Origin of the sequence: Actinoplanes flavus, assembly GCF_017592555.1 — a bacterium.
Lineage (GTDB): Bacteria > Actinomycetota > Actinomycetes > Mycobacteriales > Micromonosporaceae > Actinoplanes > Actinoplanes flavus.
This window is the reverse complement of sequence record NZ_JAGFNS010000019.1, coordinates 94,584-119,398: the sequence shown is the minus strand read 5'-3', so window position 1 is coordinate 119,398 and position 24,815 is coordinate 94,584. Positions and strand designations below refer to the sequence as shown.

General features: G+C 72.9%; 21 protein-coding genes. 11 read left to right on the top strand and 10 right to left on the bottom strand.

Annotation, left to right across the window (positions count from 1 at the left end):
- Nucleotides 1–14 precede the first annotated feature (14 nt).
- Nucleotides 15–617 carry a LutC/YkgG family protein gene (locus tag J5X75_RS27230; RefSeq protein ID WP_208470352.1) on the top strand — a complete coding sequence of 201 codons (603 nt, stop codon included), beginning with the start codon at nt 15–17 and terminating at the stop codon, nt 615–617.
- Between the two features lie 18 nt (nt 618–635).
- On the opposite strand, the gene J5X75_RS27225 is transcribed toward J5X75_RS27230, so the two are convergent.
- On the bottom strand, nt 636–1,319 hold the full coding sequence (locus tag J5X75_RS27225; protein WP_208470351.1) for a DUF998 domain-containing protein: 684 nt from the start codon (nt 1,317–1,319) through the stop codon (nt 636–638).
- Between the two features lie 80 nt (nt 1,320–1,399).
- A complete protein-coding gene (locus J5X75_RS27220; RefSeq protein WP_208470350.1) occupies nt 1,400–1,927 on the bottom strand; it encodes a response regulator in 528 nt (175 codons plus the stop codon).
- A 35-nt stretch (nt 1,928–1,962) separates the two neighbouring features.
- On the opposite strand from J5X75_RS27220, the gene J5X75_RS27215 reads away from it, so the two are divergent.
- Complete coding sequence (locus tag J5X75_RS27215) at nt 1,963–3,657, top strand: ATP-binding protein (RefSeq protein WP_307798281.1); 1,695 nt, start codon at nt 1,963–1,965, stop codon at nt 3,655–3,657.
- Here J5X75_RS27215 and J5X75_RS27210 read toward each other — a convergent pair.
- The gene (locus J5X75_RS27210; protein WP_208470349.1) at nt 3,647–4,858 is read right to left on the bottom strand and encodes an MFS transporter; all 1,212 of its coding nucleotides are present in this window, start codon (nt 4,856–4,858) and stop codon (nt 3,647–3,649) included. The genes J5X75_RS27215 and J5X75_RS27210 overlap by 11 nt on opposite strands.
- Before the next feature lie 117 nt (nt 4,859–4,975).
- Between J5X75_RS27210 and J5X75_RS27205 the strand changes: the two genes are divergently transcribed.
- The 3 genes from J5X75_RS27205 to J5X75_RS27195 are packed head-to-tail and all read left to right on the top strand — an operon-like array spanning nt 4,976 to nt 7,560.
- Nucleotides 4,976–6,034 (top strand): efflux RND transporter periplasmic adaptor subunit, encoded by a 1,059-nt coding sequence (locus J5X75_RS27205; protein ID WP_208470348.1) that lies wholly within the window; start codon nt 4,976–4,978, stop codon nt 6,032–6,034.
- 55 nt (nt 6,035–6,089) lie between these two features.
- Nucleotides 6,090–7,106, top strand: a complete 1,017-nt coding sequence (locus J5X75_RS27200; protein ID WP_208470347.1) for an efflux RND transporter periplasmic adaptor subunit — start codon at nt 6,090–6,092, stop codon at nt 7,104–7,106.
- A 28-nt stretch (nt 7,107–7,134) separates the two neighbouring features.
- Nucleotides 7,135–7,560, top strand: a complete 426-nt coding sequence (locus J5X75_RS27195) for a hypothetical protein (RefSeq protein WP_208470346.1) — start codon at nt 7,135–7,137, stop codon at nt 7,558–7,560.
- Nucleotides 7,561–7,564: 4 nt separating this feature from the next.
- On the opposite strand, the gene J5X75_RS27190 is transcribed toward J5X75_RS27195, so the two are convergent.
- Nucleotides 7,565–7,828 carry a DUF3040 domain-containing protein gene (locus J5X75_RS27190; protein WP_208470345.1) on the bottom strand — a complete coding sequence of 88 codons (264 nt, stop codon included), beginning with the start codon at nt 7,826–7,828 and terminating at the stop codon, nt 7,565–7,567.
- A 188-nt stretch (nt 7,829–8,016) separates the two neighbouring features.
- A complete protein-coding gene (locus J5X75_RS27185; RefSeq protein ID WP_208470344.1) occupies nt 8,017–9,129 on the bottom strand; it encodes a M20/M25/M40 family metallo-hydrolase in 1,113 nt (370 codons plus the stop codon).
- Nucleotides 9,130–9,225: 96 nt separating this feature from the next.
- Here J5X75_RS27185 and J5X75_RS27180 point away from each other — a divergent pair, with 96 nt between their 5' ends.
- Genes J5X75_RS27180 through menC form a run of 3 tightly spaced genes read left to right on the top strand, consistent with a single transcriptional unit; the run spans nt 9,226 to nt 11,641 of the window.
- Nucleotides 9,226–9,900, top strand: a complete 675-nt coding sequence (locus J5X75_RS27180) for a GNAT family N-acetyltransferase (RefSeq protein ID WP_208470343.1) — start codon at nt 9,226–9,228, stop codon at nt 9,898–9,900.
- Nucleotides 9,897–10,532: a MurR/RpiR family transcriptional regulator gene (locus J5X75_RS44650; protein WP_208470342.1), complete on the top strand. Its 636-nt coding sequence runs from the start codon at nt 9,897–9,899 to the stop codon at nt 10,530–10,532. Before J5X75_RS27180 ends, J5X75_RS44650 begins: the two co-directional genes overlap by 4 nt.
- Entirely contained in the window at nt 10,529–11,641 is a 1,113-nt protein-coding gene (gene menC / locus J5X75_RS27170) for an o-succinylbenzoate synthase (protein ID WP_208470341.1), read from the top strand. The genes J5X75_RS44650 and menC overlap by 4 nt, the downstream gene beginning before the upstream one ends.
- On the opposite strand, the gene J5X75_RS27165 is transcribed toward menC, so the two are convergent.
- Nucleotides 11,631–13,112 carry a lysyl oxidase family protein gene (locus J5X75_RS27165; protein WP_208470340.1) on the bottom strand — a complete coding sequence of 494 codons (1,482 nt, stop codon included), beginning with the start codon at nt 13,110–13,112 and terminating at the stop codon, nt 11,631–11,633. The two genes, menC and J5X75_RS27165, sit on opposite strands and share 11 nt — an antisense overlap.
- Before the next feature lie 159 nt (nt 13,113–13,271).
- Nucleotides 13,272–14,066, bottom strand: a complete 795-nt coding sequence (locus J5X75_RS27160; RefSeq protein ID WP_208470339.1) for an isocitrate lyase/PEP mutase family protein — start codon at nt 14,064–14,066, stop codon at nt 13,272–13,274.
- Nucleotides 14,067–15,452: 1,386 nt separating this feature from the next.
- Here J5X75_RS27160 and J5X75_RS27155 point away from each other — a divergent pair.
- Together J5X75_RS27155 and J5X75_RS27150 are read left to right on the top strand one after the other, a co-directional pair.
- The gene (locus J5X75_RS27155) at nt 15,453–15,656 is read left to right on the top strand and encodes a hypothetical protein (protein ID WP_208470338.1); all 204 of its coding nucleotides are present in this window, start codon (nt 15,453–15,455) and stop codon (nt 15,654–15,656) included.
- A 215-nt stretch (nt 15,657–15,871) separates the two neighbouring features.
- The gene (locus tag J5X75_RS27150; protein WP_208470337.1) at nt 15,872–16,297 is read left to right on the top strand and encodes a hypothetical protein; all 426 of its coding nucleotides are present in this window, start codon (nt 15,872–15,874) and stop codon (nt 16,295–16,297) included.
- Nucleotides 16,298–16,371: 74 nt separating this feature from the next.
- Here the strand turns inward: J5X75_RS27150 and J5X75_RS27145 are convergent, their stop codons facing one another.
- Nucleotides 16,372–17,031 (bottom strand): NAD(P)-dependent oxidoreductase, encoded by a 660-nt coding sequence (locus tag J5X75_RS27145; protein ID WP_208470336.1) that lies wholly within the window; start codon nt 17,029–17,031, stop codon nt 16,372–16,374.
- Nucleotides 17,032–17,094: 63 nt separating this feature from the next.
- Between J5X75_RS27145 and J5X75_RS27140 the strand changes: the two genes are divergently transcribed.
- Nucleotides 17,095–17,484: a winged helix-turn-helix transcriptional regulator gene (locus tag J5X75_RS27140; protein WP_307798279.1), complete on the top strand. Its 390-nt coding sequence runs from the start codon at nt 17,095–17,097 to the stop codon at nt 17,482–17,484.
- Here J5X75_RS27140 and J5X75_RS27135 read toward each other — a convergent pair.
- Nucleotides 17,445–18,800, bottom strand: a complete 1,356-nt coding sequence (locus tag J5X75_RS27135; RefSeq protein WP_208470335.1) for a transaminase — start codon at nt 18,798–18,800, stop codon at nt 17,445–17,447. The two genes, J5X75_RS27140 and J5X75_RS27135, sit on opposite strands and share 40 nt — an antisense overlap.
- A 23-nt stretch (nt 18,801–18,823) precedes the next feature.
- On the bottom strand, nt 18,824–20,002 hold the full coding sequence (locus tag J5X75_RS46095; protein ID WP_208470334.1) for a YncE family protein: 1,179 nt from the start codon (nt 20,000–20,002) through the stop codon (nt 18,824–18,826).
- Nucleotides 20,003–24,815 lie beyond the last annotated feature (4,813 nt).

The window sequence follows — 24,815 nt, the reverse complement described above, 5'->3', positions numbered from 1 at the left end:
CCTGGGGACCCGTCATGAGCACCTCGCGGGAGTTGATCCTGGACCGGATCCGGGCCGCGCTGCGGGACGCGCCCGTCGCTGCCGAGGTGCCGCGTGACTACCGGCCGGCCGGGACGAACACCGCCGACCTCGACGTGCTGATCGATCGGCTGGCCGACTACAAGGCCGAGGTCCATCGGGTCGGCGCCGGTGAGGTGGCGGCCACCGCGGCGCGGCTCGCCGGGGAGGGCGGCGCGGTGCTCGTGCCGCCCGGGCTGCCCGCGGAATGGCGTCCGGAAGGCTCCTTCGCCGACGACGGACTCACCCCCGAGCGCATCGCCGCGGCCGGCGCCGTCCTCACCGCGGCGGCCGTCGCCGTCGCCGAGACCGGAACCATCGTCCTCGACGGCTCACCCGACCAGGGGCGGCGCGTCATCACCCTGCTGCCGGACGTGCACGTCTGCGTGCTGCGCCCGGACCAGGTGGTCGCCTCGGTGCCGGACGCGATCGCCCGCCTCGACCCGCGCCGCCCCCTGACCTGGATCAGTGGCCCGTCGGCGACCAGTGACATCGAACTGAACCGGGTCGAAGGCGTCCACGGCCCCCGCCACCTGCACGTCCTCGTCCTCGACTCGTGATCCCGCTCGCCCGCGGGGTCAGCGGCGGGTGGCATGGGCCGCGACGGCCAGCCATGCCACGTAGCTCCACAGGGTCAGGCGCTCGATCAGGCCGACGAGGCTCTCCCACGGGCCGAACGTCAGCGCCCGGCTGCCCTGGACGTCCATGAACGCGACGACCAGGACCAGGTAGGCGATCACGGTGAGGACGGCGGTGACGGTGAGCCGCCGGGCGGCGGGCCGCCGACGTGGGTCACGGCGCCAGACGCGGGTGAACAGGACGGCGGCGGCCGGAAGGCTGGTGAAGGCGAGCAGGGCGGCCAGGCCGTGGATCATGCCGGACGTGCTCGGCGGGCGGTCCCACTGGCCGTAGGGATCGGTGGGGAACAGAGCGCCCAGGACGAGGGCCGCGATCCACACCGCGAACAGGACCGTCGCCGCCTTCCCGCCCGCCGTCCGTCGCGGTCCGGGTGTGGGTCCCGGTTCGTGGCCGGACGTGAGCCGGTGCAGCAGGGCGGCGGAGGCGACGGCCAGGCTCAGCAGCGCCAGCGGGATCAGCCGGCCCGCGTCGGCGTGCGCGTAGTGGCTCACCATCGCCTCGACCGGGCTCCAGTCCGGATTGATCAGGTCGGCGGCGCCGGTGGCGATCACGTAGCCGGCCAGCCCGGCGTAGACGGTGAGCCGCCAGCGGGTGGTGCGGGGGCGGGTCAGGGTGGTGCTCATCGAGCCTCCTCGTTCGGGGTCGGCTCGACGGTAGGGAACAGGAGGAGCCCGGCACGTCGTCCGCTGGGCGTCACCCTCGCCTACTGCGATTGATGTACGTGATCGGCGGCGAGCGGGCCGGAGGCGCGGATGAGCCCGGCGGTCGCGCCGGTGGCCTGCGTTGCAGGTGGTCGCGGGGAGCCGCGGGACGGTGGCGATGCGGTTGCGGGCGGCGTAGCCCGTACCGGGAAGGGTTTTCCGGAGAGGGTGAGGGTTTCGATGCGGGACAGGAGGTCCTGGGCGGTGAAGGGCCTGGCCAGGCAGTCGTCGGCGCCCGCGTCGAAGGCGGCCGCCGCGTCCAGCCCGCGGCCCTGTTCGGTGAGCAGCAGGATGGGGATGTCGGCGGTGCACCGGTCGGCGCGGATGGCACGGCACAGCCGGGCGGCGGCCAGTGCGCCGGAGTGGTCGAGGCCCGTGCCGAGGACGGCGCAGTCGGGCAGGGCGTGGGCCGCGCGCAGGGCGGCCTCGCCGGTGTCGCGGGACGCCACCTCCAGGCCCGCCGAGTGGAGCACCGTCTCGATGAGGCGCAGCAGGGTCGGATCGTCGTCGACCACGAGGACGGAAGTCACCACAGCCTCCTTGATCACTACCTAGAGTAAATGCCGTGTCGGCGTCCGGTGACCGGATCGGGGTGCCCAGCTGGACGGTGGGCCGCCTGCTCAGGTTGGGGATCGTGGTCGCGCTGGCGGCGGTCGCGCTGGTGGGGGTCACCGGGTTCCTGCGCAACGACGAGATCCTCCAGGCGCAGACGACGGTCCGGCGTTCCCAGGCGGTGCTCAGCCGGATCGGGGAGCTGCGGGCGGTCGTTCAGGTGGAGCCGGTCGACCGGGACACGGTACGGCTGCGGGTCGCCGAACTCGGTGAGATGGCCGGCGCCGATCCGGTGTACCAGCGTCTGTTGCCGCTGGTGGGTGCACCGGCGGCGGACGTGGCGGGGATGCGGGCCGCCGTCGAGGAGATGCGGCGGCACGAGGAGACACGGCTCGACCGTGGCCTGCGGGAACTCGGCGCCGTCGCGCGGACCAACCGGTGGCTGATCGTCTGGGTGTCGGTGGCGGCGGCGCTCGTGGTGCTGATCGGCGGGCGCCTGCTGGAGTGGCGCTGCGGCCGGACCGCCCGGGAGATCGCCGCCGCCGCGCGCGGTGCCCGGCCCGCCCCGGTGGACGGTCCCCGTGAGCTGGCCGAGCTGGCCACCGCCTGGAACGAGTCGCTGGCCGCCGGTGCGGCGGCGCGCGCGACGGCCCGGGCGGAGGCGACCGCGGCGCACGCGGCGGGTTCGGCGTTCGTGGACGTGATGCGGCAGGAGATCCGTACGCCGATGACCGCCCTCACCGGCATGACCGGGCTGCTGCTGGAGACCTCCCTGGACGGCCGGCAGCGGGCGCTGGCCGAAACCGCGCACGCCAGTGGGTCGGCGCTGCTCACCGCGGTCGGCGACCGGCTCGACCTGGCCGCGGCCGAGGCCGGTGACCTGGTCCTGGAGCGGCGGCCGTTCGTGCTGCGCGACTGTGTCCGGCGGGCGCTGGAGCCGGTCACCGCCGAGGCCGGGGCGAAGGGCCTGCTGCTGACCGGCCGTCTCGCGCCGGGCTGCCCGGAGCGGGCCGGCGGCGACGAGCGGTGGGTACGCCGGATCCTGACGGCCCTGGTGCGGCAGGCCGTCGCCGGGACCGGGCACGGCGGCGTCACGGTCACCGTGTCGAAGGCCAGGGGCGCGATCCGGTTCGCGGTGGCCGACACCGGGCTGGGTGTTCCGGCCGAGCGGCACACCGGCGCCGGGGTGCTGCTGGCGCGGCGGCTGGCCGAGGCGATGGGCGGCGGGATCACCACGGAGAACCGCCCGGGAGAGGGCACCACGGTCACCGTCACGGTGCGCCTGGGCGAGGTGCCGCAGCCGGTCCGGTCCGCGGACGCGTACACCGACGGGGCTTTCGCCGGACCGGGACCGTCCGGCAGCGAGCCGGACATGATCCGGGCCCGCGCCGAGGCGATCGCCGGGCCGGACCGCCGCCGCCTCGCCGAGATCATGCACCGTTTCGCCGACCGTCTGCCCGGCGTGCTCGACCGGATGGACCGTGCGGCGGCCGACGGCGACACCCGCAACCTGGCCCGGCTGGCGCACGGCCTCAAGGAGTCGGCGGCGACGCTGGGCGCCAACCGGTTCGCGGCGCTCTGTGCGGACCTGGAGGATCGCGCCCACCACGAGCACGGCGATCCGGCGCCGGTGCTGCGGGACCTGCACGAGCGGGCGCGCGAGGTGGGCGACGGCATGGAGTCGGTCTCCCGGCGGCTCACCCGCTGACGGACGATGTGGTGGGTTGGGCCGGGGCGTCGCGGGGGGTGCCGGCGGCGACCACCAGCAGGAGCACGAACGGGACGCCGGCCAGCGCCAACCCGGCGAGCACCGGGGCGGGGCCGAGGGCGTCGGTGAGGGCGCCGACCGCGACCACGCCGACCATGCGGACCAGCGCGGTGACCGCGCCGCCGGCGGCCAGGACCCGGCCCCGGAGGTGGTCGAGCGTGATCCGCTGGCGGGTGGCGGCGACGATGATGAACGCCAGCGCGGAGGCCCCGTCCAGGACCAGCACGGTGGCGGCCAGCCAGACGGCGCTGCCGGCGACGGCGAGCAGGCCGGTGGCCGCGCCGTTCACGGCGAGCACGGCGGCCAGCAGCGGCGCCCAGTGCCGGGTCTCGCACCAGCGGGCGACGACAAGGCCGCTGATCAGGCCGCCGACCCCGGCCGCGGCGATCACCAGGCCGATGACCTGGGGGCCGAGGCCCAGCTCGTCGCGCATCCGGACGAGCAACGGGAGGTACGCGACGGCGGCCAGCAGGTGCATGTAGCCGGCCGCGGTGAGCAGGAGCCGCTGCCGGCGGTCGCGCCCGATCAGCCGCAGCCCGGCCAGCACCGACTCGTCGGCCGGCTCGCCCTCGCCCGGGGTGGCCCGGTGGCCCGGCAGGAAGGCGATCATCACGGCCGAGACCAGGAAGCTGGCGGCGTTGGTGAGGAACGCCGTGAAGGTGCCGAACGCCTGCATGAGCCAGCCACCGATCGCCGGGCCGGCCAGGGTGGCCGCGGCGTCCGAACCCTCGACCAGGCCGTTGGCGCGCATCAGCTGCTTCTCGTCGGCCAGGTACGGGAGATGGCTGCCGGAGGCCGTGGTGAACACCGTGTCGGCGACCCCGGCGGCCAGCGCGAGCGCGATCAGCACGGGCAGCCGCCCGTCGGCGAGCAGGAGTTCGGCGCCGATGCCGACATACGCCACCGCGTTCACCACGTCGGAGCAGATCATCAGGGTACGGCGGTCGAAACGGTCGACGAGCGCACCGAGATGCACCGCGCCGATCACCGACGGCAGCTGGAGGGCGGCGGCGACGAGACCGGCGGAAACGGCGGAACCGGTGCCCGCGAGCACGGCGAGCGGTAGGACGACACCGGCGACCCGGTCACCGAGGACGCTGACCGCACGTGCCGTCAGGAACAGCGCGAATCCCGTTCTCATGTGGCCGAACCCTATGGGTTCGCTTCGATCCGCGACCTCCCGCATGGGCACTGCGATCCTGCGCAAGCTTCCCGTTCGGCGCTCATCCCGAGCCGGGGGACACCACAATCTACGATCGTGACGAGAAGATCGGGGCGAAACGGTAGGCGGCGGCGCATCCGGTGGATCGGCGCCTTCCTGGTGGTAACGGGCAGCGTGACCGCCGGGGTCGTCCTGGCGGTGCAGGGTAGGGACGCCGTCGTACCGGCCCCCACCGTGGCCGCCGACCGCGGCGAGGTCACCCGGGACGTGGCCGCCACCGGCATCGTCGAACCCGCCACCACCCGCGGCCTGGCCTTCGGGGTGGACGGCGCCGTCGCGTCGGTGTCGGTGCGCCCCGGCAACCGGGTCACCAAGGGGCAGACCCTCGCCGCGCTCGACGCCACCGGCGCGGCCGACGACATGAGCGACGCCCGGATCGCCCTGTCCGAGGCGCAGAGCCGGCTCACCGAGGCGACGACCGTCGCGGTGAGCGCCGCCTGCGCCGAGCCGAAGGCGGCGGCCGCCGGACCGTGCGCCACCGGCGGCGACCCGGTTCTCACCGCCGAACAGCAGGTCCACCAGGCCGCACACCGGGTCGGGGAGGCCGAGGCGGCACTGCGCGGCACGACGCTCACGGCGCCGTTCACCGGCACCGTGCTCGCCGTCGAGGGCGGCGTCGGCGACCGGGTCGAGAGCGGGTCCACCTTCGTCACCCTGGGCGACACGTACGCCATGCGGGTCCGCGCCGCGTTCCCGGAGACCGACGCCGCCGCCCTCGAGACCGGCCAGCCCGCCCGCATCACGCCGGCCGGCTCGGACGGCACGTACGACGGCGAGGTGGTGCAGGCCGACCCGGTCGGCACGGCGGACGGCGCCCGGGTCCGGTACGGCGTGCTGGTGTCCCTCGACGACCCGCCGGGCGATCTGCTGATCGGGCAGAGCGCCCGGGTCGGGATCCGTACCGGCCACGTGGACGATGCGCTGCGGGTGCCGTCGACCGCGGTCCACGACGTCTCCGGCGACTCCGGCACGGTGCTGGTGCGCGGCGGCGGAACGACGGTCGAGCGCGCCGTGACGATCGGGCTGCGGGGCGACCGGTACACCGAGATCACCGACGGTCTCACCGAGGGCGACCAGGTCGTACGTTACCGGTGATCGCGGAATCCGTGGATCACCGGATCACGAACCGCCCGGAAGGCATGATGACGGTGTGAATGCGCTGCGCCGTCCCAGCACGGCGGTGAACGCCCTGCTGGTCCTGCTGATCGCCGCTGCCGGACTCTGGAGCTGGACCCTGTTGCGGGACGCCTCGGGGTCGGCACGGGCGAGCGCGGCGGGCGTCCGGACGGTGACCGTCACCCAGGGCACGGTCACCCGGACCGTGTCCGCGGACGGCGCCGTGGCCAGCGCCGCCACCGCCACCGCCACCTTCACCACACCGGGAACGGTCACCGCGATCAAGGTGAAGGTCGGTGACGTGGTCGGCGCCGGCGCCCTGCTGGCCCGGGTCGACCCGGCCGGCGCCGAACGTGACCTGGAACTGGCCCGGGCCGACCTGGCGGCCGCCGAGGACGCGCTGGACCGCGCCGCGAACGCCGGCGCCGACACCGGCCCGGCGGCCGACGCCGTCACCGAGGCCGAACTGGCCGTCGACGAGGCGGAGGCCGCGGTCGCCGGGACGAAGCTGAAGGCGCCGGCCGGCGGGACGGTGATCGCGGTCAACGGGTCGCTGGGCGGGCCGGGCACCACGGACGGGAGCGGGTTCGTCGACCTGGCCGATCTGACCAGGCTCCAGATCACCGCGGGTTTCCCGGAGGCCGGCGCCACCGAGCTCCAGGAGGGCCAGAGCGCCACCATCACCTGGAACGCGCTGGACGGCGCCGAGTCCACCGGCGAGGTGACCGCCGTCGCCCCGACCGCCACCAGCGAGGACGACGTGGTGACCTACGGCGTCACGGTCAGCCTCCCGGACCCGCCGGAGGACGCCAGACCCGGCCAGACCGTGACGGTCTCGGTGGTCACCGGCAGCGTGGAGAACACCGTCATGGTCGACGCGGCGGCCGTCACCAGCGCCGGCGGCCGGAAGACCGTGACCGTCCTGGGCGGCGACGGCAAACCGGAGATCCGGGAGGTGGAGGTTGGCCTGGAGGGCGACGACGCCTACCAGATCACCGCGGGCCTGGCCCCCGGCGAGCGGGTCGTGGTGCCGGCTAGGGGCCCGCGATGACCGCCACACCGACCGAGGTAGGACCGCTGTGACCAGCTACGACACCGAAGCCCTGCCGCGGCGCCGCTGGTGGAACCGCACCACGATCGGGCTGCTCGGCGCGGTCCTGCTGGCCGGCGGGTTCCTCGCCGGCGTCCAGGCCCACGACCGTTGGGGCGGCCCGGCGGTCTTCCCGCCGGACGCGGTCCGGCCGGGCGGTGATGCCGGCGGTCACCCGGCCGCGCGGCCGCTGCCGGCGGGCGGCACCACCGGGATCGTCCAGCTCGTCGACGGCGACATGCTCTACGTGACGACAGCGGACGGCGAGACGGTCACCGTCCGGGCCGGCGACACCACGGTGAAGGTGAGCCGGACCACCGGCCTGGAGACCCTCACCTCGGGGCTGCCGGTCACGGTGGAGGGCGCCGCGGACTCCGAGGGCGTCATCACGGCGACGTCGATCACGGCCGGCTGACCGGTCACCGGTAGCGTTCCCGGCGGTGCCGCGCGATCAGGACGACGGCGATGACGGTGGCGAACACGTCCGCCGTGATGATCAGACCCGGCCACCCGAACAGCAGCATCACCGGCGGAACCAGGACGAACAGCGCGACGCAGAGGACGAAGACGATGGGGAACCGGACCTCGGGCTCCGGCGCGGCCATCCGCGCGGCGAACTCGGGGTCGGCTTCGAGCTCGCTCTCCAGCTCGGCGAGGGTGCGCCGATCATCATCGCTCAGCATCGATTTGCCCTCCAGGCCCGCCTGATACCCCGGCCTCCGTGGGTCTAAACCGGCGGGAACAGGGAATTCCGCTGACATGAAAAATCAGCGCGAACCGGAAGAGAAGAAGCCCGAGGACATGCCCCGCCATCCGGCGGCACGTCCCCGGGCCGAGGCGGACCGTGAGCTGGTCCCGCCCGACGAGCCGCTCACCGGAGCCGCGGGGCCAGACCCGAGGGGCCGAGGAGAGCGGTGAGCAGGGCGGTCCGTTCGGCCATGCCGTCGGCCGACACCCATTCGGTACGGGCGTGCGCACCCCCGCCGCGGGGTGCCAGCCCGTCCACGGTGGGCCGCCCCAGCGCGCCGGTGGTGTTGGTGTCCGCCGCGCCGTCGGCCGGCCGGCCGTCCAGGGTCTGCCCGAGACCGGCCGCGATGCCCCGGATCCGGTCCAGCAGCAGCGCCCCGGCGTGATCCGGCCGCCAGGTGGGGCGGTGCGACAGCAGCCGCGCCGACACGGCCGCCCGCTCCCGGACCGGCCGCAGCGCCCGCAACTCGCCGAGCAGCGCCTCCTCGTCGGCCGGGTCGGAGAACCGTAGCCCCAGGTCGGCGTGCGCCCGGCCGGCCACCACGTTGGTCCGGCCACCGCCGGCGATCGTCCCGGTGTTCAGCAGCACCGGCCGCCGCGCCGCCACCGCCCGGACGTGGATCAGCTGGTCCACCAGCTCGTCGATGGCGTTCGCCCCGGCGTCCGGGTCCAGCGCGGCGTGCGCCTCCACCCCGGTCACCTCGATCCGGGCCCGGGTGCTGCCCCGGCGGCCCGTCTTCAGGTCGCCGCCCGGGTGCGGCGGCTCCAGGCCGAGCACCGCGGCGGCGCGCCCGGCCTCGGCGCGCACCAGGGCCCCGGCGGTCGGCGAGCCGATCTCCTCGTCGGCGACGACGATCACCCGTACCTCCGGATGGTCCTGATCCTTGATCCGGGCCGCCGCCGCGAGAAGCGCGACGAGGCCGGCCTTGGTGTCGTAGACGCCGGGACCGCGCACCACGTCACCCTCCACCGACCAGGGCATCCCGGCGAGCGTGCCGACCGGCCACACCGTGTCGTAGTGGGAGAGCAGCAGGACCGGCGGGCCGGTGACGCCGCGGGCCGGCAGGCTCCAGAGCAGGTGGTCGCCGGTCGGGTGCGGCTCGCGGGCGGTCGTGAAACCGGCGCGACCGGCGTCCGCCTCCAGCACCTCGGCCAGGGCGGCCAGCGAGCGGGCATCCCCGGTGGGTGACTCGAGGATCGTGTACCGGTGCAGCGCTGCCAGCTCGGGTGACGACATATACGAACGCTAAGTTGCCCCTACAGCGTTGTCAACGAGCGATGATGTTGCCAGGATGGCACTCATACGTTCCTTATCCTTACCCGGAGGTGCGGTATGGAGCTGTCGGTGCGGGAGCTCGACGGACTCGCCGAGTGGACTGCGGCGGCCCGCCTCTACCGGACGGTCTTCGGCTACGAGGAGCCGGAGTACGGGGTGAGCCCCCGCCTGCTGGCCGCCCTCCGGGAGAACTCCGGCTCGGTGATCGGCGCCCTCGACCCGGCCGGCGAGGTGATCGGCTTCTGCTTCGGCTTCTCCGCGGTCGACGGCGGCGAGCTCTACCACTACTCGCAGGCCGCCGTCGTCGCGCCCGGGGCCCAGGGCCTCGGCGTCGGCCGCCTGCTCAAACAGGCGCAGGCCGAGGTGGCGCGCGGCACGGGAGCGCGCACCATGCGGTGGACCTTCGATCCGTACGCGCTGCGCAACGCCCACTTCAACCTGGCCGTGCTGCGCGCCACCGGGGTCCGGTTCCTGCCCGGCTACTACGGCGGCGACACCGACCGGATCCTGGTCAGCTGGGACCTGTGGCACGCCCGCAAGTCCGGCGTCCCCGGCCCGCCCGTGCAGACCCCGGCCGACCCGCGGTTCGCCGCGCCGTCACTGTCCGACCGGGCCCGGCTGCGCGCGAGCCTCCAGGAGCGGTTCGCGTCCGGCGGCCGCCTGGTCGGCGTCGCCCGGGTGCCGGGGGCCGCGGACCGGGTCGTCTACACGTTCGAGAACGCTCAACCGTGACGACCCGGCGGTCCACCCCGTCCGAGCGGTTCGACCGCAACGTGCAGCGCCGCTCCGCCCAGGTGCTCAAGCAGCGTGTCCTGGAGCAGCAGCGCACCGAGTTCGAGAAGGCGCTGGCCTGGGCCGCCGAACAGGACGCCATCGAACGGGCCGCCGCCCTGATCGTGTCGGCCCGCCGGCGCTACCTGATCGGGCACGGCAAGTCGCTCGGCTACGCCTCGATGCTGGCGGTCGACCTGAGCGCCGGGCTGTCCGGCGTGCACCTCGTCGACGGCGGCTCGGCCCGGCCGCTCGACGTGCTCAGCGACATCCGGCAGGGCGACCTGCTGATCGCCGTGTCCCTGTCCCGCTACCGCCGGGAGACCGTGGACGTGGCGTCGGCGTACGCGCGGCGCGGCGGCGACCTGGTGCTGATCACCGACGCCGACGACACCCCGCTGTCCGCCCACGCCACGACCGCCATCGTGATCGGCGCCGAGAGCGCGTCGTACGCGAACTCGCCCACCTCGGTCGTGCTCGCCCTGCACCTGCTCGCCACCCTGACCATCGCCAGCTCCAAGGGCGCCGGCCGCCGCCTGCGCGACCGCGACGACCTCGCCGCGGAACTGGGCCTCTACACGGAAGAGACATGATCCGGATCGAGAAGGTGGAGCTGCGCCGGGTCCGGCTGCCGCTCGTGCACCGGTTCCAGACCAGCTCCCACGCCAAACGGGAGCTGGAACACATCCTCGTCACCCTCACCGGTTCGGACGGGGCCGTCGGCTGGGGGGAGATCGCCTCGCCGAGCGGGCCGTTCTACAGCGCCGAGACCGTGGACAGCTGCTGGGCGGTCGCCCGCACCTTCCTGGCGCCGCTCGTACTGGCCACCCGGTGGGAGCATCCGTCCGAGCTGGCGGCGGCCATGGCGAAGGTGCGGGGGAACCATTTCGCGCGGGCCGGGTTCGACATGGCGGGCTGGGCACTCTGGTCGCGGGCGACGGGCGTACCCCTCTCGAAAGGTCTGGGGGGTGAGCGGGCGAAGGTCGAAGCCGGTGTGTCGCTCGGCATCGAGCCCACCATCGACGACCTGCTCGCCCAGGTCGGGGCCCGGGTCGCCGAGGGATACCGGCGGGTGAAGCTGAAGATCGCGCCGGGCTGGGACGTCGAACCGGTCCGCGCGGTCCGTGCCGCCTTCCCCTCCGTGCCGGTGCACGTGGACGCCAACGGCGCCTATTCTCTTGACGATCGTGCGATCTTCGAGGAGCTGGACGGGCTCGGCCTGCTGATGATCGAGCAGCCGTTCGCACCGCGCGCCCTGGTCGACCACGCCGCGCTGCAAGCCGCCCTGCGGACGCCGATCTGCCTCGACGAGTCGGTCGAGGAGGTCGACGACCTGATCACCGCGTTACGGCTGGGCGCCGGGCGGATCCTCAACATCAAGGTCTCCCGGATGGGCGGGCTCACCCCCGCGGTCCGCGTCCACGATCTGGCCGTCGCCCACGACGTGCCGGTGTGGTGCGGCGGCATGCACGAGTTCGGGATCGGCCGGGCCGCGAACGTGGCGCTCAGCTCGCTGCCCGGCTTCACCCTGCCCTCCGACGTCTCCGGCTCGGACAAGTACTACGCCCGGGACGTCACCACCGAACCGGTCGTCTGCGACGGCGGATTCGTCGAGGTGCCCTCCGTACCCGGTCTGGGCTGGGAGGCCGACCTGGACTTCCTCGCGTCACGGACGACCGGCCGGGAGACGGTCAGCCCTTGATGCCGTGCACCGCCGGCACGGTCAGGGTGCGCCTCGCCGCCGTGCCGCCCAGCACGATCTTGCGGAGCGCGACGTTGTTGCCGGTGGTCAGCTCGGCCAGGCGGTTGCTCGGGTTCGCCGTCACCTGGATCCAGTAGGTGCCGTTCGGCAGGCCCGTGATGTCGAACGACTGGCCGGGCCGGTCCTGGGTGTAGGTGTCGCCGTTGCCGATGTCCAGCACCTCACGCACCGCCACCACGGTGTTCGCCCCGCACGAGGTCTCCAGCGAGGTGTTCTCCGGCCGCCACTTCGCACCCGCGATCGTGTAGTCGACCGCGTCCGTGTTCGCCAGGCAGAACGCCTCCTTGCCGCTGCGCACCGCCAGCTTCTTGTCGCTCTTCAGCAGCGTGTACTGCGCGAAATCGGTGAAGTGCCAGTGCTTGTGGCCCTCCCGGTCGTCCCACTCCATGGTGCCCGCCGGACGGGACCCGACCTGCTTGCCCTTCGCGTCGAAGAAATACTGGTACGCGTCCATCAGATCCGTTCCGGTACGCCGGAAGCCGTCCACCACCAGCGGAGACGTGCCGGCGTTCCAGACCGTGGCGCCGAAGTTGACGTACCACTTCCGGTCCTCCTGCGAGAGGCTGATGCCCCAGGCCGGCAGCGACCGCAGATCCGGCTTCGGACCGGCCTTCGGCGCCGCCCGCAAGACGGTGGGCCGGCTCGCCGCCGCGCGGAACTCGGGCAGCCGGTCGGAGACCTGACCGTGCGCCTCGTGGCCGCCGGCCAGCGACTTGTCCGCGACCGGCTCGACGTCGACGACGTTCAGAGCCACCTTGGCGGTGGCGCTCTTCGCCGGGATGCCGAACACCTTCCGGTACGCCGGATTCACCGTCGCCGTGGCCGTGTACCGGCCCGCCTTCAACGCCTTCAACGTCGCCGCCGACGCCGGCTGGTCGGTGATCGCGGCGTTCCAGCCGGCCTGCACACCCCAGACTGCGCCCAGCGTGAACGGATTCTCGCCGCCGCACCCCATCGGGTACGGGTTGGTCGCCGGAGCGGTCGGCCGGGTCCGCGCCGACTGGTCCGAGTTGCCGCAGAACCGCGTCCGGTACGTCGCGACCGTCTTCCCCCTGGCGTCCGCGATCGTGATCGTGGTGAAGTCCTTGAGCCCGGTGAAGTCCCTGACCGTCCCGGCCGGAAGCCGCACCCAGGTGCGCTTGCCCTTGGTGACTACGCTGCGGTGCGCGACGATCGGCTTGTCGTAACCGGCCCTCCTGGCCCGCACCACCAGCGGATCCTTCCCGGCGATCACGTGCAGGCCCAGGTTGAACGACAGATAGACGTCGTCGCCGTCGACGTACCGCTCCGCCGTCACCGTCCTGCTCGCGGCCACCAGCGTCAACGGAGACGGAACCGCCGCCGCCTCGGCCACGCCGGCGCTCGCCAGCACCACGGCACAGGCCGCGATGATCGCGATCGTCCTCTTCATGTTCTTCCTCCCCCTTGGAACAGCTTTGCGGTCATCTCACCCGCAATGCTGTGAAACTCCTGTGAAGCGAGGAGGTTTGGCGTGAACCCGGGACCCCGAGGCGGTCATCGCCGGGTTCACGCCCGATGCAGCTCCCTCAGCCGCTCTTCATCTCGGCTGTCAGTTGCCGAAGGCGGCTTTCACCTCGGCCGGGGTGAGCCCGTGAGCCCGGAAGCCGGTGGTTCCCGTCTCCAGCAGTTCCCGGGCCGCGTCCCGAACCGCCCCGTAGGCCGCCCAGGCCAGCGCCCCGCCCACCGAGACCCGCCGGACCCCAAGCTTCGCCAGCTCCGGCACGCTCGGCGCACCCGGCAGAGCGAGCACGTTCACCGGCGCCTGAACAGCGGCGACCACCCGCTCGATGTCCCCGACAGCCTTCACCCCCGGCGCGAACAGCACGTCGGCACCCGCATCCCGGTAGGCCACCAGCCGATCGATCGTGTCGTCGAGATCCCCGGCCCCGTACAGGAAGTTCTCGGCCCGGGCGGTCACCACCACCCCGTGCCGCCGGGCGGCCTCCACCGCGGCCCCGACCCGCTCGACACCGACCGCGAGCGATTCCACCACCCCCGCCACCGGGTCGTAGTCCTCGATCGACACCCCCGAAGCCCCGGCCTCCGCCAGCAGATCCACGGTCTCCGCGATCCCCTCGGCGGTCTCCGCGAACAGCCGCTCCGAGTCCACACTGACCGGAACCCCGGCCCCCGCCGTCACCGCCGCGACATGGGCCACCAGCTCATCCCTGGTGACCTGCTGATCCAGCTTCCCCAGAGTGGCCGCCAGCCCCGACGAGGTGGTCGCCAGGGCCGGGAAGCCCACCCCCTCCAGCACCCGGGCCGACCCCACGTCGAACGCATTGGCGATCACGAAGGTCCCGGCCGAGTGCAGTTCCCGAAAGCGATTACGAAGCGCATCCATGCCCTTCACCCTGGCACACCCTCCACAGGCCCCTCGCCCTCAACCCCTTCACCGGTACGCCGTTCGCCGCCCCCACCACATTCCCACCCCCACCGAACCGCGCAGCCGCTGCCGCGCCCCACCGAACCGCGCAGCCGCCCGCCACACTCCGCCGGGTCGCGCGGCCGCCCGCCGCGCCCCACCGGGTCGCGCGGCCGCCTGCCACGCTCCGCCGGGTCGTGCGGTCACCTGCCCCATCCCGCCGGGTCGGGGCGGCCGCCTGGTCCACTCCGCGGGGCCGTGCGGTTGCCTGCCCCGTCCCGCCGAGTCGCGCGGGCGCCCGCCATGTCCTACTGAGCCGTGCGGCCGCCTGCCACACCCAACTGTGCCGCGTCTACCGGGCGGAGTTCGGCTGTTCATTCCAGTCGCTGGCAGGATGGTGCTCCCGGGATATTCAATCGGCTGGATCCGTGTCATCCGAAAATGTGGCCGCGAATATGTCCGACGGGAATTCGGGCGCTCAAGCGGATCAGCCCGGAGCGAGAACGGAGAATTCTCGAAACTGTGTGAGGCCAATCCCAGTGGCGATATTCGACCCGGAGTTCGACCGGCGCACCCCTCGCGTATTGGCACTGATCGACCTTCCGGAGCCCCGCGATCCGGCCACCCGCGGCACCCCCATGGATCGCAACCACCTCCTGTCTCGCTGTCACCCGGCGTGATCCGGGGCCGAGTGCGAGCCACTTGCCCTGACAAAGCCCACCGAATGCCCACCGCGGCCACTCTCGCGACCCCATCACCCACGCCGTCCCGCCGCGCGGCCCCGTCTAGCGCGCGATCCCGGCCCTCGGATCCGACCGTCGCACGGATCTTCCGCACGGCAACCACGAACCGGGCGGCGCTGCCGCCACTCCGCACGCGGTCACCACACGCGGCAAGCGGAGCCGCGTCCGATCCACATCGAACAGAAGACATGCTGATCCGGCTATGCTGCGTTGACCCACCCGCCCCAAACCGTGCCGCGCTCGGCGGCAGGGCTCCAACCGGTGGGTTGCTGGTCAGGGCGGGTGGTTGTGCTTCGCTCGATCGCCGTGCCGTGACCAGGGGTTTTGTCGTGGTCGGTGGCTGGGCTCCAATCGATGGGTTGCTGGTCAGCGTCGGTGGTTGCGCTTCGACCGGTTGCCTTGCCGTGGCCGGCGGTTTCACTGGGACGGGCCGCTGGGCTTCGGCCGGTGGGTTGCTGGTCGGAGCGGGTGGTTGTGCTTCGCTCGATCGCCGTGCTGTGACCAGGGGTTTGGCCGTGGCCGGTGGTGGGGCTTCGGCCGGTGGGTTGCTGGTCAGGGCCGCTGGTTGCGCTTTGACCGATTGCTTCGCCGTGGCCGGATCAGGCGTGCGTGAGATCTGCTCATGGGACCGATCGACCGCGGCGGGAGGGGCGGCAGCGGCCCGGCGCAAGCGTTGAGCGTGACGCTGACGAAGGCCCCATGCTCGATGCCGCTCATGCTCGCGGCGGAAATCCTCAGCGGCTTGAGAATAGTTTCGGCGCGCGCGGCGATCACGCATCCTCGCCAACTCTTTCGGGGGGAACATCTGGAGCTGGCTCATACCTGAATTGTCTCCCGGCCGGAGAGAAAACTGTAAGCCCTGGCCGAAAGTCGATCATGCCAATCCCATTTCGAGGATGCCGCGAAGAAGACGCCACTGCTGTAGTCGGATTTCGAAGAAACTGCCGGACGCCCGCGCATGGCTCTCGATCAGCGGCATCGCGCCCATCGGGCCCGTCACGGCCGACCGGACGCCAAGGCGTGAGTGGTGGACGGCATCGAGTGGCAGAGTGGGGTGTTGGCAATCATGACGACGCCACCGCAACCGGCGGCGCGTTTCTCGACGCCATCGCAACCGGCGGCGCGTTCTTCGACGTCACCGCGACCGGCGGCGCGTTTCTCGACGTCACCGCGACCGGCGGCGCGTTTCTCGACGTCACCGCGACCGACGGCGCGTTCCTCGACGCCACCGCAACCGGCCGCGCGTTCCTCGACGCCACCGCAACCGGCCGCACGGTCCTCGATCCGGAGGGGGTGAGGGTGAGTGGGCAGGTCCGCCCGGCGGGCGCGGCAGAGCCTCGAGTCGCAGTCCGCTCGCGGGGCGGGGCGGGACGGCGAATAGTGCCGGGGGCGGCGAAGCGCGTACCGGAATATATGGCCCTCATGCAGGTGAAGATCGGCCGCCATGGCGCACGCAGATGGGGCTGATCCCGCCCTGCCCGAACTGGATGACACGGTGTTCGGGCAGGGCGGGATCAGCGGACCATCTCCGCCGGGCGGCCTCAGTCGAAGACCGAGATCCGCGTCCGGTGGTGGGTGGGTGACTCGATCTCGTCGACGGCGGCGACCGCCAGGTCGGCATAGGACAGCGTCGTGCCGGAGGCGGTCTCGCCGCCGGTGCGGTAGCGGCCGGTTCGCGCGGCGTTCACGTCCAGATGGGCCGGTGGGGTGAGCATCAGCCAGTCGACGGGGGTGTCCGCGGCGCGGAGGTGTTCCAGGCCGGCGGTGTGGGCGAGGGCGAAGGGGCGGAACTCGGTGGGCAGGACGGCCGGATCGTCGAGGAGCAGGCCGCCGTCGGCGGAGCGCAGGTTGACGAACAGGCCGATCAGGACGAGGCGCGGCACGCCGGCCGAGGCCAGGCCGGTGAGCAGGGCCTCGTCGGCGGTGACGAACCATTTCTCGTCGAGGGTGCCGAGGGCCGCCAGTTCCTCGGGGCCGGAGGCGGGGGAGACCGCGTTGACCACGGCGTCGTGGCCGCGGACGAGGTCGGCGATGGCGGCGGCGTCCTGCACGTCGCCCGGGACGACACGGTCGGCGCTGAGCGTGGGGTGGCGGGCCGGGTCGCGGACGACCCCGGTCACCCGATGGCCGCGGCGCTGGGCCTCGGCGGTGACGGCGCGGCCGGCCCGGCCACCGGCTCCGAAGATGACGATGCTGGTCATGGCGCGGACGCTAATCGACGGGGGTCTGGTTACCGCAACGAAACCGGCGATACGGTGGGCTTCGTGACGACCGAGTTGAGTCCGGACATGTTCGCTCCCGAGTGCCCGACCCGGCAGGTGCCGCTGCGGATCGGTGACAAGTGGACGGCGATGATCGTGCTCTGTCTGGAGGACGGGCCGCGCCGGTTCGGTGAGCTGCTCGTGCCGTTGCCGGCGATCACGAAGAAGGTGCTGGCCGAAACGCTGCGGGCGATGGAACGCGACGGCCTGGTGACGCGCACCGAGTTCCCGGCGAACCCGCCGCATGTGGAGTATGCGCTCACCCCGCTGGGCCGCAGCCTGCTGACCCTGATCGACGCGGCCCGCGACTGGTGCGCCGAGCACCTTCCGGAGCTGACCGAGGCGCGCCGGGCCTACACCAGTTCGTTCAGCGCCGCGTCGAAGATCTCGTGATGCCGGGCCACGTCGGCGAGCGTGGTCTGCGGGCACATCAGCGCCATGTTGTGGAACGGCGTCAGCAGCACACCCCGGTTGGCCAGGTAGACGTGCAGGAAGTCCTCGAGTTCGGGGTCCGCGCCGCGGGCTGACTCGGTGCCGTTGCGCGGGGCGGGACTGGCGAACCGGTATTCGACCCGGGCGCCGAGCCGGCTCACCGACCAGGGCAGCCGGTACCCCTCGATGATCTTCACCAGGCCGTCGGCGAACGCCGTAGCCCTCTCGATCATGCCGGCGAACGCGGCCTCGGTGAGCACCTCGCTCAGGGTGGCGCGGGTCGCGGCCATCGACACCGGGTTGCCGGCCAGCGTGCCGCCCACCCCACCCATGTCCACCAGGTCCAGATCGTCCCTTCCGCTGAGCGTTCCGGCCAGCTCCGCGCTCAATCCGTACGCCCCGACGGGCACCCCGCCACCGATCGCCTTCCCGATCGTCACCACGTCGGGCTCCAGACCCCAGTACGCGGTCGCCCCGCCCGGCCCGGCCGAGAACGTGTGCGTCTCGTCGTGGATCAGGTAGGTGCCGTACCGGCGGGTCAGCTCCCGCACCCCGGCCAGATAGCCGTCCTCCGGCAGCACGATCCCGATGTTCGTGAGCGCCGGCTCCATCAGCACCGCGGCCACGTCGCCGTACGCCAGCTCCCGCTCCAGCCCCGCCAGATCGTTGAACTCGGCCACCCGGCTGGTCATCGTGACGTCCACCGGCGCGCCGACGTTGCCCTCCCGCGAGACGCCCCGCCCGTCCGGGCCCACCACGATCAGCGACTCGTCCACCGAGCCGTGGTAGCAGTAGCTGTTCACCAGGATCTTCGACCGGCCGGTGACCGCGCGCAGCAGCCGGATCGCCCACCGGTTGGCGTCCGTGGCGGTCAGCGCGAAACTCCAGGCCGGCAGCCCGAAACGGCGGGCCAGTTCGGCGCCGGCGACCGCGGCGTCCTCGGTCGGCATCATGGTGGCCAGGCCGCTGCGGAGACGCTCGGTGACCGCGGCGACCACCGGCTCGGGGGAGTGGCCGGCCATCGCGCCGGTGTCGCCGAGAGCGAAGTCGACGAACTCGTTGCCGTCCACGTCGGTGATCCGGTTCCCCGACGCCCTGTCCAAGTAGATCGGGAAATTTCCGGCGGCCTTGTTCATCCAGGTCATCGGCACCCGGCCGAAGAGATGGGTGGCGTTCGCATAGGCGTTCTTCGAGCCGGGGTGCCGGTCGGCGAAAGTGGCGAGCTCCCTCTGCGTGAGAGTGGTCAACCGCGAGCGCGAAATGGAATCCGTCGACATGGCGCGACGCTACCAGGGAATCGTTACTCCTCCGACGCTCTCAGAACGGTTACCGTCTTTCCTCGGCCGTCGGTCACGTACAGGCGCTTGCCGTCCGGTGACAGCGCGTTGACCCGCGGACTGTCCCCGACCCCGACCGTCGACACCACCTTGCCCGAGGACAGGTCGATGACCGAGAGATTGTCGGACCCCTCGTTCACGATGTACGCGTGCCGGCTGTCCCCGGAGATCATCACCGCCTGCGGCTCCCGCCCCACCTTGATCTTGTGGATCAGCCGCTGGTCGCCGGTGTCGTAGACCTCCACCGTGTCCAGGTCGTAGTTGGTCGCCACCAGCCGCTTCCCGTCCGGGGTGACGGCCAGCGCGTGCGGCGACTTGCCGACCTTGAAATTCTTCCGCACCAGCCGGTCCGCCACACTCACCACCGAGATCTGGCTCGACTCGTGGTTGGCGGTGAACGCGGTCCGCCCGTCCGGCGTGAAGACGATCCAGTGCGGATTCGGCGGCACCGAGATCCGCGCCGCCTCGGTCAGCGTCTTGTCGTCGTAGATCTCCACCCGGGCCCCGTTGTGGATCGGCACCCACACCTTCCCGTCCGGCGCCACCGCCGGCTCGAACGGCCGCGGCCCGGTCCGGATCGTCTTGACCAGGCTCCGGTTCGCCGTGTCGATCACCGCGAGCCCGTTGCCGGTGAAGTCGTTCTCGAACAGCGACACATACAGCCGGCCGCCGTCCGCCGACAACGCCAGGAACCGCGGCGTGTTCGGCACCTTCACCACGCTGATCTTCTTCGACTGCACGTCCACGATGTGCACGTCCCTGGAACTCTGATCGGCCACGTAGATCGTCCGATTGTCCGGCGAGACCGCCACACCCTCCGGCTCCTGACCGAGTTTGATCTGCTCCAGCACCACCGGCTTCGCCAGACTCGCGGGCGCGGCCGGCGCTTGCGTCCCGGCCGGCTCGGTCGGCACGGCCCCGGGCTCCTGCGACGCCTGCTGCGTGGGAGTCGTCCGCGGCGGGGCGGCTTCCGGCTCGTCGTTGCTCAGGGCAAACCGCACTCCGGCGTACGTCGCGCCGGCCAGCAGAAGCAACGCCACCAGCACCCCCGCCACCAGAGCCAGGCGTTTGCGCGGCGGCTTACCCCCTTCGTCACCGTACGGTCCGGAGCCCCCGAACCCTGATCCGTCCTCATAGGTCACCCGGGGCGGACCGCCGTACCCGCTGCCCCCGCGCCCGCCGGCCGGCCCGTAGCCGGCAGCTCCCGGTCCACCGGGTTGGCCGAAAGTGGCCGCTCCCGAGCCGTCGGCCGGCCCGTAGCTCCCGCTTCCCGGCCCACCGGCCTGCCCGTATGCGTCGGTTCCCGGTCCGGCGGTCGGCCCGTAGCCGCCAGCTCCCGGTCCACCGGGTTGGCCGAAAGTGGCCGCTGCCGAGCCGTCGGCCGGCCCGTGGCTCCCGGTTCCCGGCCCACCGGCCTGCCCGTATGCGTCGGTTCCCGGTCCGGCGGTCTGTCCGGGAGCGGTTGTTTCGGTGCCGGCGGCCGGGCCGTAGGCGGTGCCAGGCTGTACGCCCGGGTAGCCGGCGCTGTAGGCGTCGGTTGGCTGGTCGTCCGGATGTGCTGTCCCCGGTGCCTGGGCGGCCCTGGGTTGCGTCTGTGCCCACGGGTCGGCGGCCGGTTGCGTCTGCCCCCACGGGTCGGCCGCCGGTTGAGCCTGTGCCCACGGGTCGGACCCAGGCCAGGCGGTCGCCGGGGAGGTCGGCCATCCGCCGGCCGGTGACGTGGGCCATCCATCGGCCGCCGGCGACGTCGGCCACCCGGCCGCACCGGCTCCCGCCGGCCTTGCGCTCGCCGGGCCTGAGTCTGCGGGCCTTGCGCTCGCCGGGCCTGAGTCTGCCGGGCTTGTGCTTGCCGCGCCTGAGTCTGCCGGGCTTGTGCTTGCCGGGCCTGTGCTTGCCGGGCTTGCGCTGGCATCCGCCGCGCCGGGTCCTCCCGCGACAGCGTCGGGTCCGCCAGCGACAGCGCCGGCAGCCGCTGCTGCGGCCGATGCCCCGGCCATACCCACGTCCGATGTGCCTCCGGCCGTGTGGCCGGTCCTGAGGGGATCTCCTGCCGTCAGGTTCCCGTGCGCCGGGCCGGTTTCGGAAGGGCCATGTGCGTATGTGCCCGGCCAGGGCGCGGTTGCTGTATCCGGTCCGGTCGAGGCTTCCGTTCCCGGACCAGCGGTCGACGCGGCCCACGGGCGGGCCGGTGTGCCCTGCTGTTCGGTGCCCGGCCATCCGTGCGGCTGCTGCTCCCCGGCGAACCCCCGAGCGGCACCCGCCTCCGCGAACCCACCACGCTCCGCGGCCGACTCGCCTTGCGCTGACGGGACCAGCCAAGGCCCACTCTCCTCAGCCGGTTGCCGTTGAGCCGGGATCGAGACCCCGTTCCCCGACGTCCGCCCCGGCCACGGCCCGGCCGGCCCCGCCGAACTCTCCTCCACCGAACCGCGGCCACCGTCATCGGCCCGACCGGATGCGGGCCCCTCCGCGCCATGCTCATCGAGGTCGGGGGACGCTCCCTCCCGAGCACTCTCGCCCCTGCCACCCGCGTTCACTACGGAATCCGCATTCGTGTCGCTCGGGTGCATTCCCTCTTCGGCTGCTGCTGCCGCTGCGTCCGCCGCGCCAGTGCCCGCGGTGTCTGCCGTGACAGCGCCCGGTGTGCCTGCCGTGCTCGCGACGGCATCTGCATTCGTGCCGCTCGGTTGCGTTTCCTCTGCGGCTGCTGCCGCAGCGCCCGCCGGGACAGCGCCCGTGGTGTCCGCCGTGGCGGTGCCTGCCGACACAGCGCCCGTGGTGTCCGCCGCGCCAGCGCCCGGTGTGCGTGCCGTGTTCGCGACGGCATCGGTGTTGGTGTCGCTCGGTTGCGTTTCCTCTGCGGTCGCTGCCGCAGCGCCCGCCAGGACAGCGCCCGTGGTGTCTGCCGTGGCGGTACTTGCCGTGACAGTGCCCGGCGTGCCTGCTGTGGCAGCGCCCGTGGTGTCCACCGCGGCAGTGCCTGCCGTGTTCGCGACGGCATCGGTGTTGGTGTCGCTCGGTTGCGTTTCCTCTGCGGTTGCTGCCGGAGCACCTGCCGGGACAGCGCCCGTGGTGTCTGCCGTGGCGGTACTTGCCGTGACAGTGCCCGGCGTGCCTGCCGTGCTCGCGACGGCATCTGCGTTGGTGTCGCCCGCGTGCGTTTCCCCTGCGGCTGCTGCCGGAGCACCTCCCGGGACAGCGTCCGCAGTGCCTGCCGTGTCGGAGACCGCCGAGACTCGGCCGGGTTTCCGCCCCGCCGAAGGCCAGAGACCGTCCGGATCGGACTCCTGTGAACCCCACGACCTGCCCGGTACCGGCCACCCTCCGCCGTCCACGACCGCAGGCCGTCGGGTCTGGTCGACCACGGGGTTCGGGCTGCTATCCGCGGTTTCTGATTCCGAGGCGGTTCCCGGCTCCGAACCGGTTCCCGGCTCCGAACCGGTGGACCGGACCGGGTCCGGGCTTTCCGTGATCGCCGCGCCGGTCGCGTTCACGTCCGGCAGTCCTCCAGCCGGGCTGCCGTCCGCCGATTCCTCAGCGGCCTCTGCCTGGTCGCCGTCCGGCACGGGGATGTCATCGGAAGCCGCCACGGGGATCGTTGAGCCATCGGCCGTCCGGTCCGGCCCGGAAGCCGGATCTTCCGCGCTGGAACCCGCTGCGGAATGCGCGGGGGAGTTGTCGTCGGCACCGTCGGGTTCGGATTCGTCCGCCGGGCCGACGATGACGTCATCTCGGTGTCCCGGGCCGGCCGACGGGTCTTTGGCGGAAACGGGCATGTTGTCCCTGTTGGAGACCGGTGCAGCGCTCGCCGGGTCGCTCTCCGCCGTAGTGGCGTCCCCATCTGCCTCCGAACCGGTGATCGCGACCGGTTCCGGAGAACCCGGGACATCCGCTGCTGCCGTTACCGGGAACGAGCCACGTACCGTCGCCCTGGGCGCGACCAGGGGTTCGTCATCCGAAGACCCGGACGATCCGGTCTCCGGAAGAGTGGCTCCGGACTCACTACCGCGAACACCCGAGCGCTCCACAGCCGAGGTGTCGCTGTCTGTTTCCGGTTCGGACGCCACCGAAGGCTCAACGACGGGCCTGACGGTCTCCCCGGACGGGGCTGCTTCGCTGGCACCCGCGCCAGTCGAGTCACCGTGCGGCTCGTCCACATGGCCGTCAGACACCAAGCCGCCGACGGATGGCCAAGCCACCCGACCACCGGCGTCACCCATCTGCCCGGCGGTAGAACTCTCCGTCGACGCCGATTCGCCGGTAGCTGCCCAGCCGGCCTGATGCCCCGGACCGCCCGGCCTCCCGGCCGTGGGGATGCTGGAGCGACTCGGTGACGGTGGCCCGCTGGTGGGTGCCCACGGCGAGGTCCGTGCCGCGGTGCGCGCCCCAGCCGAATCGTCCGAGCCCGGAACTCCACCGGGAGAGACCCGCGGCGACGCGCCAGCGGACAGCGCCGAAGACGCCGGTACCGACGGAGAGCTCTCAGCGGGCGGGGTGTGCGTCTGGCCGGCGGACACCCCCGATGGGGTTTCGGTGGGCCGGTCGGTGTGGGGCGCTGGGCTGGTGGGTGTCTGGTCGGTGCGGACCCATGGTGGGGTTTCGGCGGGTTGGCTGGTGGGGAGTGCCGGGTTGGTGGGTGTCTGGTCGGTGCGGACCCATGGTGGGGTTTCGGCGGGTTGGCTGGTGGGGAGTGCCGGGTTGGTGGGTGTCTGGTCGGAGCGGACCCATGGTGAGGCTTCGGTGGGCCGGTCGGGGTGGGGCGAGTGGCCGGATCGGACCCCCGGGGAAGCGTCAGCGGGCGGACCCTGGATCGGTGACGCGCCGGCAGCAGCGTCCGGATGCGAGGCGGTGCTGCCCGCGGCCGGTGACGGGGTGCTCCGAGCCGGGGGGCCGCTTGTGGGCGACCATGCCGGGGAGCCTGATGTCGGTGCCCATCCAGGGGATCCGGTTGAGGGCGGGACCGCTTCCGCCGTACCGGAGGAGGGGTTGGGGGATGCCGGCGCCGAAGCGGAGGATGGCCATGCCGCCGGTGATCCCGCGGCCGTGGGCGTGTCGACCGGCTGAGCGGGTGGTGCGGTCTCCCCAAGCCCGTGTGCCGCTGCGGAGTCCGGTGTCTGGCTCTGCCAGGGCTGAGGCCAGGCCGTCTCGCCGGGCCACGCTTCTTCGGGCGTCGGAATCTCGCCCGGCCAGGGCTGGCCGCCCGCTGCCCAGGCAGCCTCCCACGCGGCCTGCGAGCTACCCGGCGCCGGCGGAGCGAAGCCATCGGCCGGAGGCAAGGTGTGAGCGCCGGATGTGGGTGGGATGGTGTGTGGGCCGCTGCCGGGAGGCGAGGTGTGCGGCCCGGCACCGGATGTGGGTGGGATGGTGTGTGGGCCGCTGCCGGGAGGCGAGGTGTGCGGCCCGGCACCGGATGTGGGTGGGATGGTGTTTGGGCCGCTGCCGGGAGGCGAGGTGTGCGGCCCGGCACCGGATCCGGGAGGGATGGCTTGCGGGCCCCCGCCCGGAGCCGGTGTGTGCGGCCCGGTGCCGGTTGAAGGCGGGGGAGGGACGGCGTATGGGCCGGCGCCGGAAGTCGGTCGGGAACCCACCGCCGGCGACCCGGGAGGCAGGAAACCACTCGCGGCCGGAGCGCCGCTGCTGGGCGGGACAGCGGTCGGAGGGCCGCTAGCGGGGGGCAAGGCCGGAGGGCCGCTCGCGGGGACGGCCGGCGGGCCGCTCGCGGGAGGCACGGCCGGAGGGCCGCTCGCGGGTGGGGTGCCGGGCGGCGCGGGCAAAGCAGTAGCTGCGCCGTTGCCGACGGGTGCCGGGACCCAGCCGCCGGTGGCCACGTCGAAGTCCGCGGCGACCTCGCCGGTCACGGTGAGCCGGGCGGATCCCGCCGGGCCGTCGAGGGTGACCGCCCCGTCGAGCCGGCCGACCGTGGGGAACCAGGAGACGCGCAGCACGTTGCCTTCG

Coding starts and splice junctions, on each gene's coding strand:
- J5X75_RS27180 (WP_208470343.1), top strand. CDS start 9,226: ATGGAGCTGTCGGTGCGGGAGCTCGACGGACTCGCCGAGTGGACTGCG.
- J5X75_RS27185 (WP_208470344.1), bottom strand. CDS start 9,129: ATGTCGTCACCCGAGCTGGCAGCGCTGCACCGGTACACGATCCTCGAG.
- J5X75_RS27165 (WP_208470340.1), bottom strand. CDS start 13,112: ATGAAGAGGACGATCGCGATCATCGCGGCCTGTGCCGTGGTGCTGGCG.
- J5X75_RS27190 (WP_208470345.1), bottom strand. CDS start 7,828: ATGCTGAGCGATGATGATCGGCGCACCCTCGCCGAGCTGGAGAGCGAG.
- J5X75_RS27230 (WP_208470352.1), top strand. CDS start 15: ATGAGCACCTCGCGGGAGTTGATCCTGGACCGGATCCGGGCCGCGCTG.
- J5X75_RS27155 (WP_208470338.1), top strand. CDS start 15,453: ATGGGACCGATCGACCGCGGCGGGAGGGGCGGCAGCGGCCCGGCGCAA.
- J5X75_RS27160 (WP_208470339.1), bottom strand. CDS start 14,066: ATGGATGCGCTTCGTAATCGCTTTCGGGAACTGCACTCGGCCGGGACC.
- menC (WP_208470341.1), top strand. CDS start 10,529: ATGATCCGGATCGAGAAGGTGGAGCTGCGCCGGGTCCGGCTGCCGCTC.
- J5X75_RS27145 (WP_208470336.1), bottom strand. CDS start 17,031: ATGACCAGCATCGTCATCTTCGGAGCCGGTGGCCGGGCCGGCCGCGCC.
- J5X75_RS27225 (WP_208470351.1), bottom strand. CDS start 1,319: ATGAGCACCACCCTGACCCGCCCCCGCACCACCCGCTGGCGGCTCACC.
- J5X75_RS27210 (WP_208470349.1), bottom strand. CDS start 4,858: ATGAGAACGGGATTCGCGCTGTTCCTGACGGCACGTGCGGTCAGCGTC.
- J5X75_RS27135 (WP_208470335.1), bottom strand. CDS start 18,800: ATGTCGACGGATTCCATTTCGCGCTCGCGGTTGACCACTCTCACGCAG.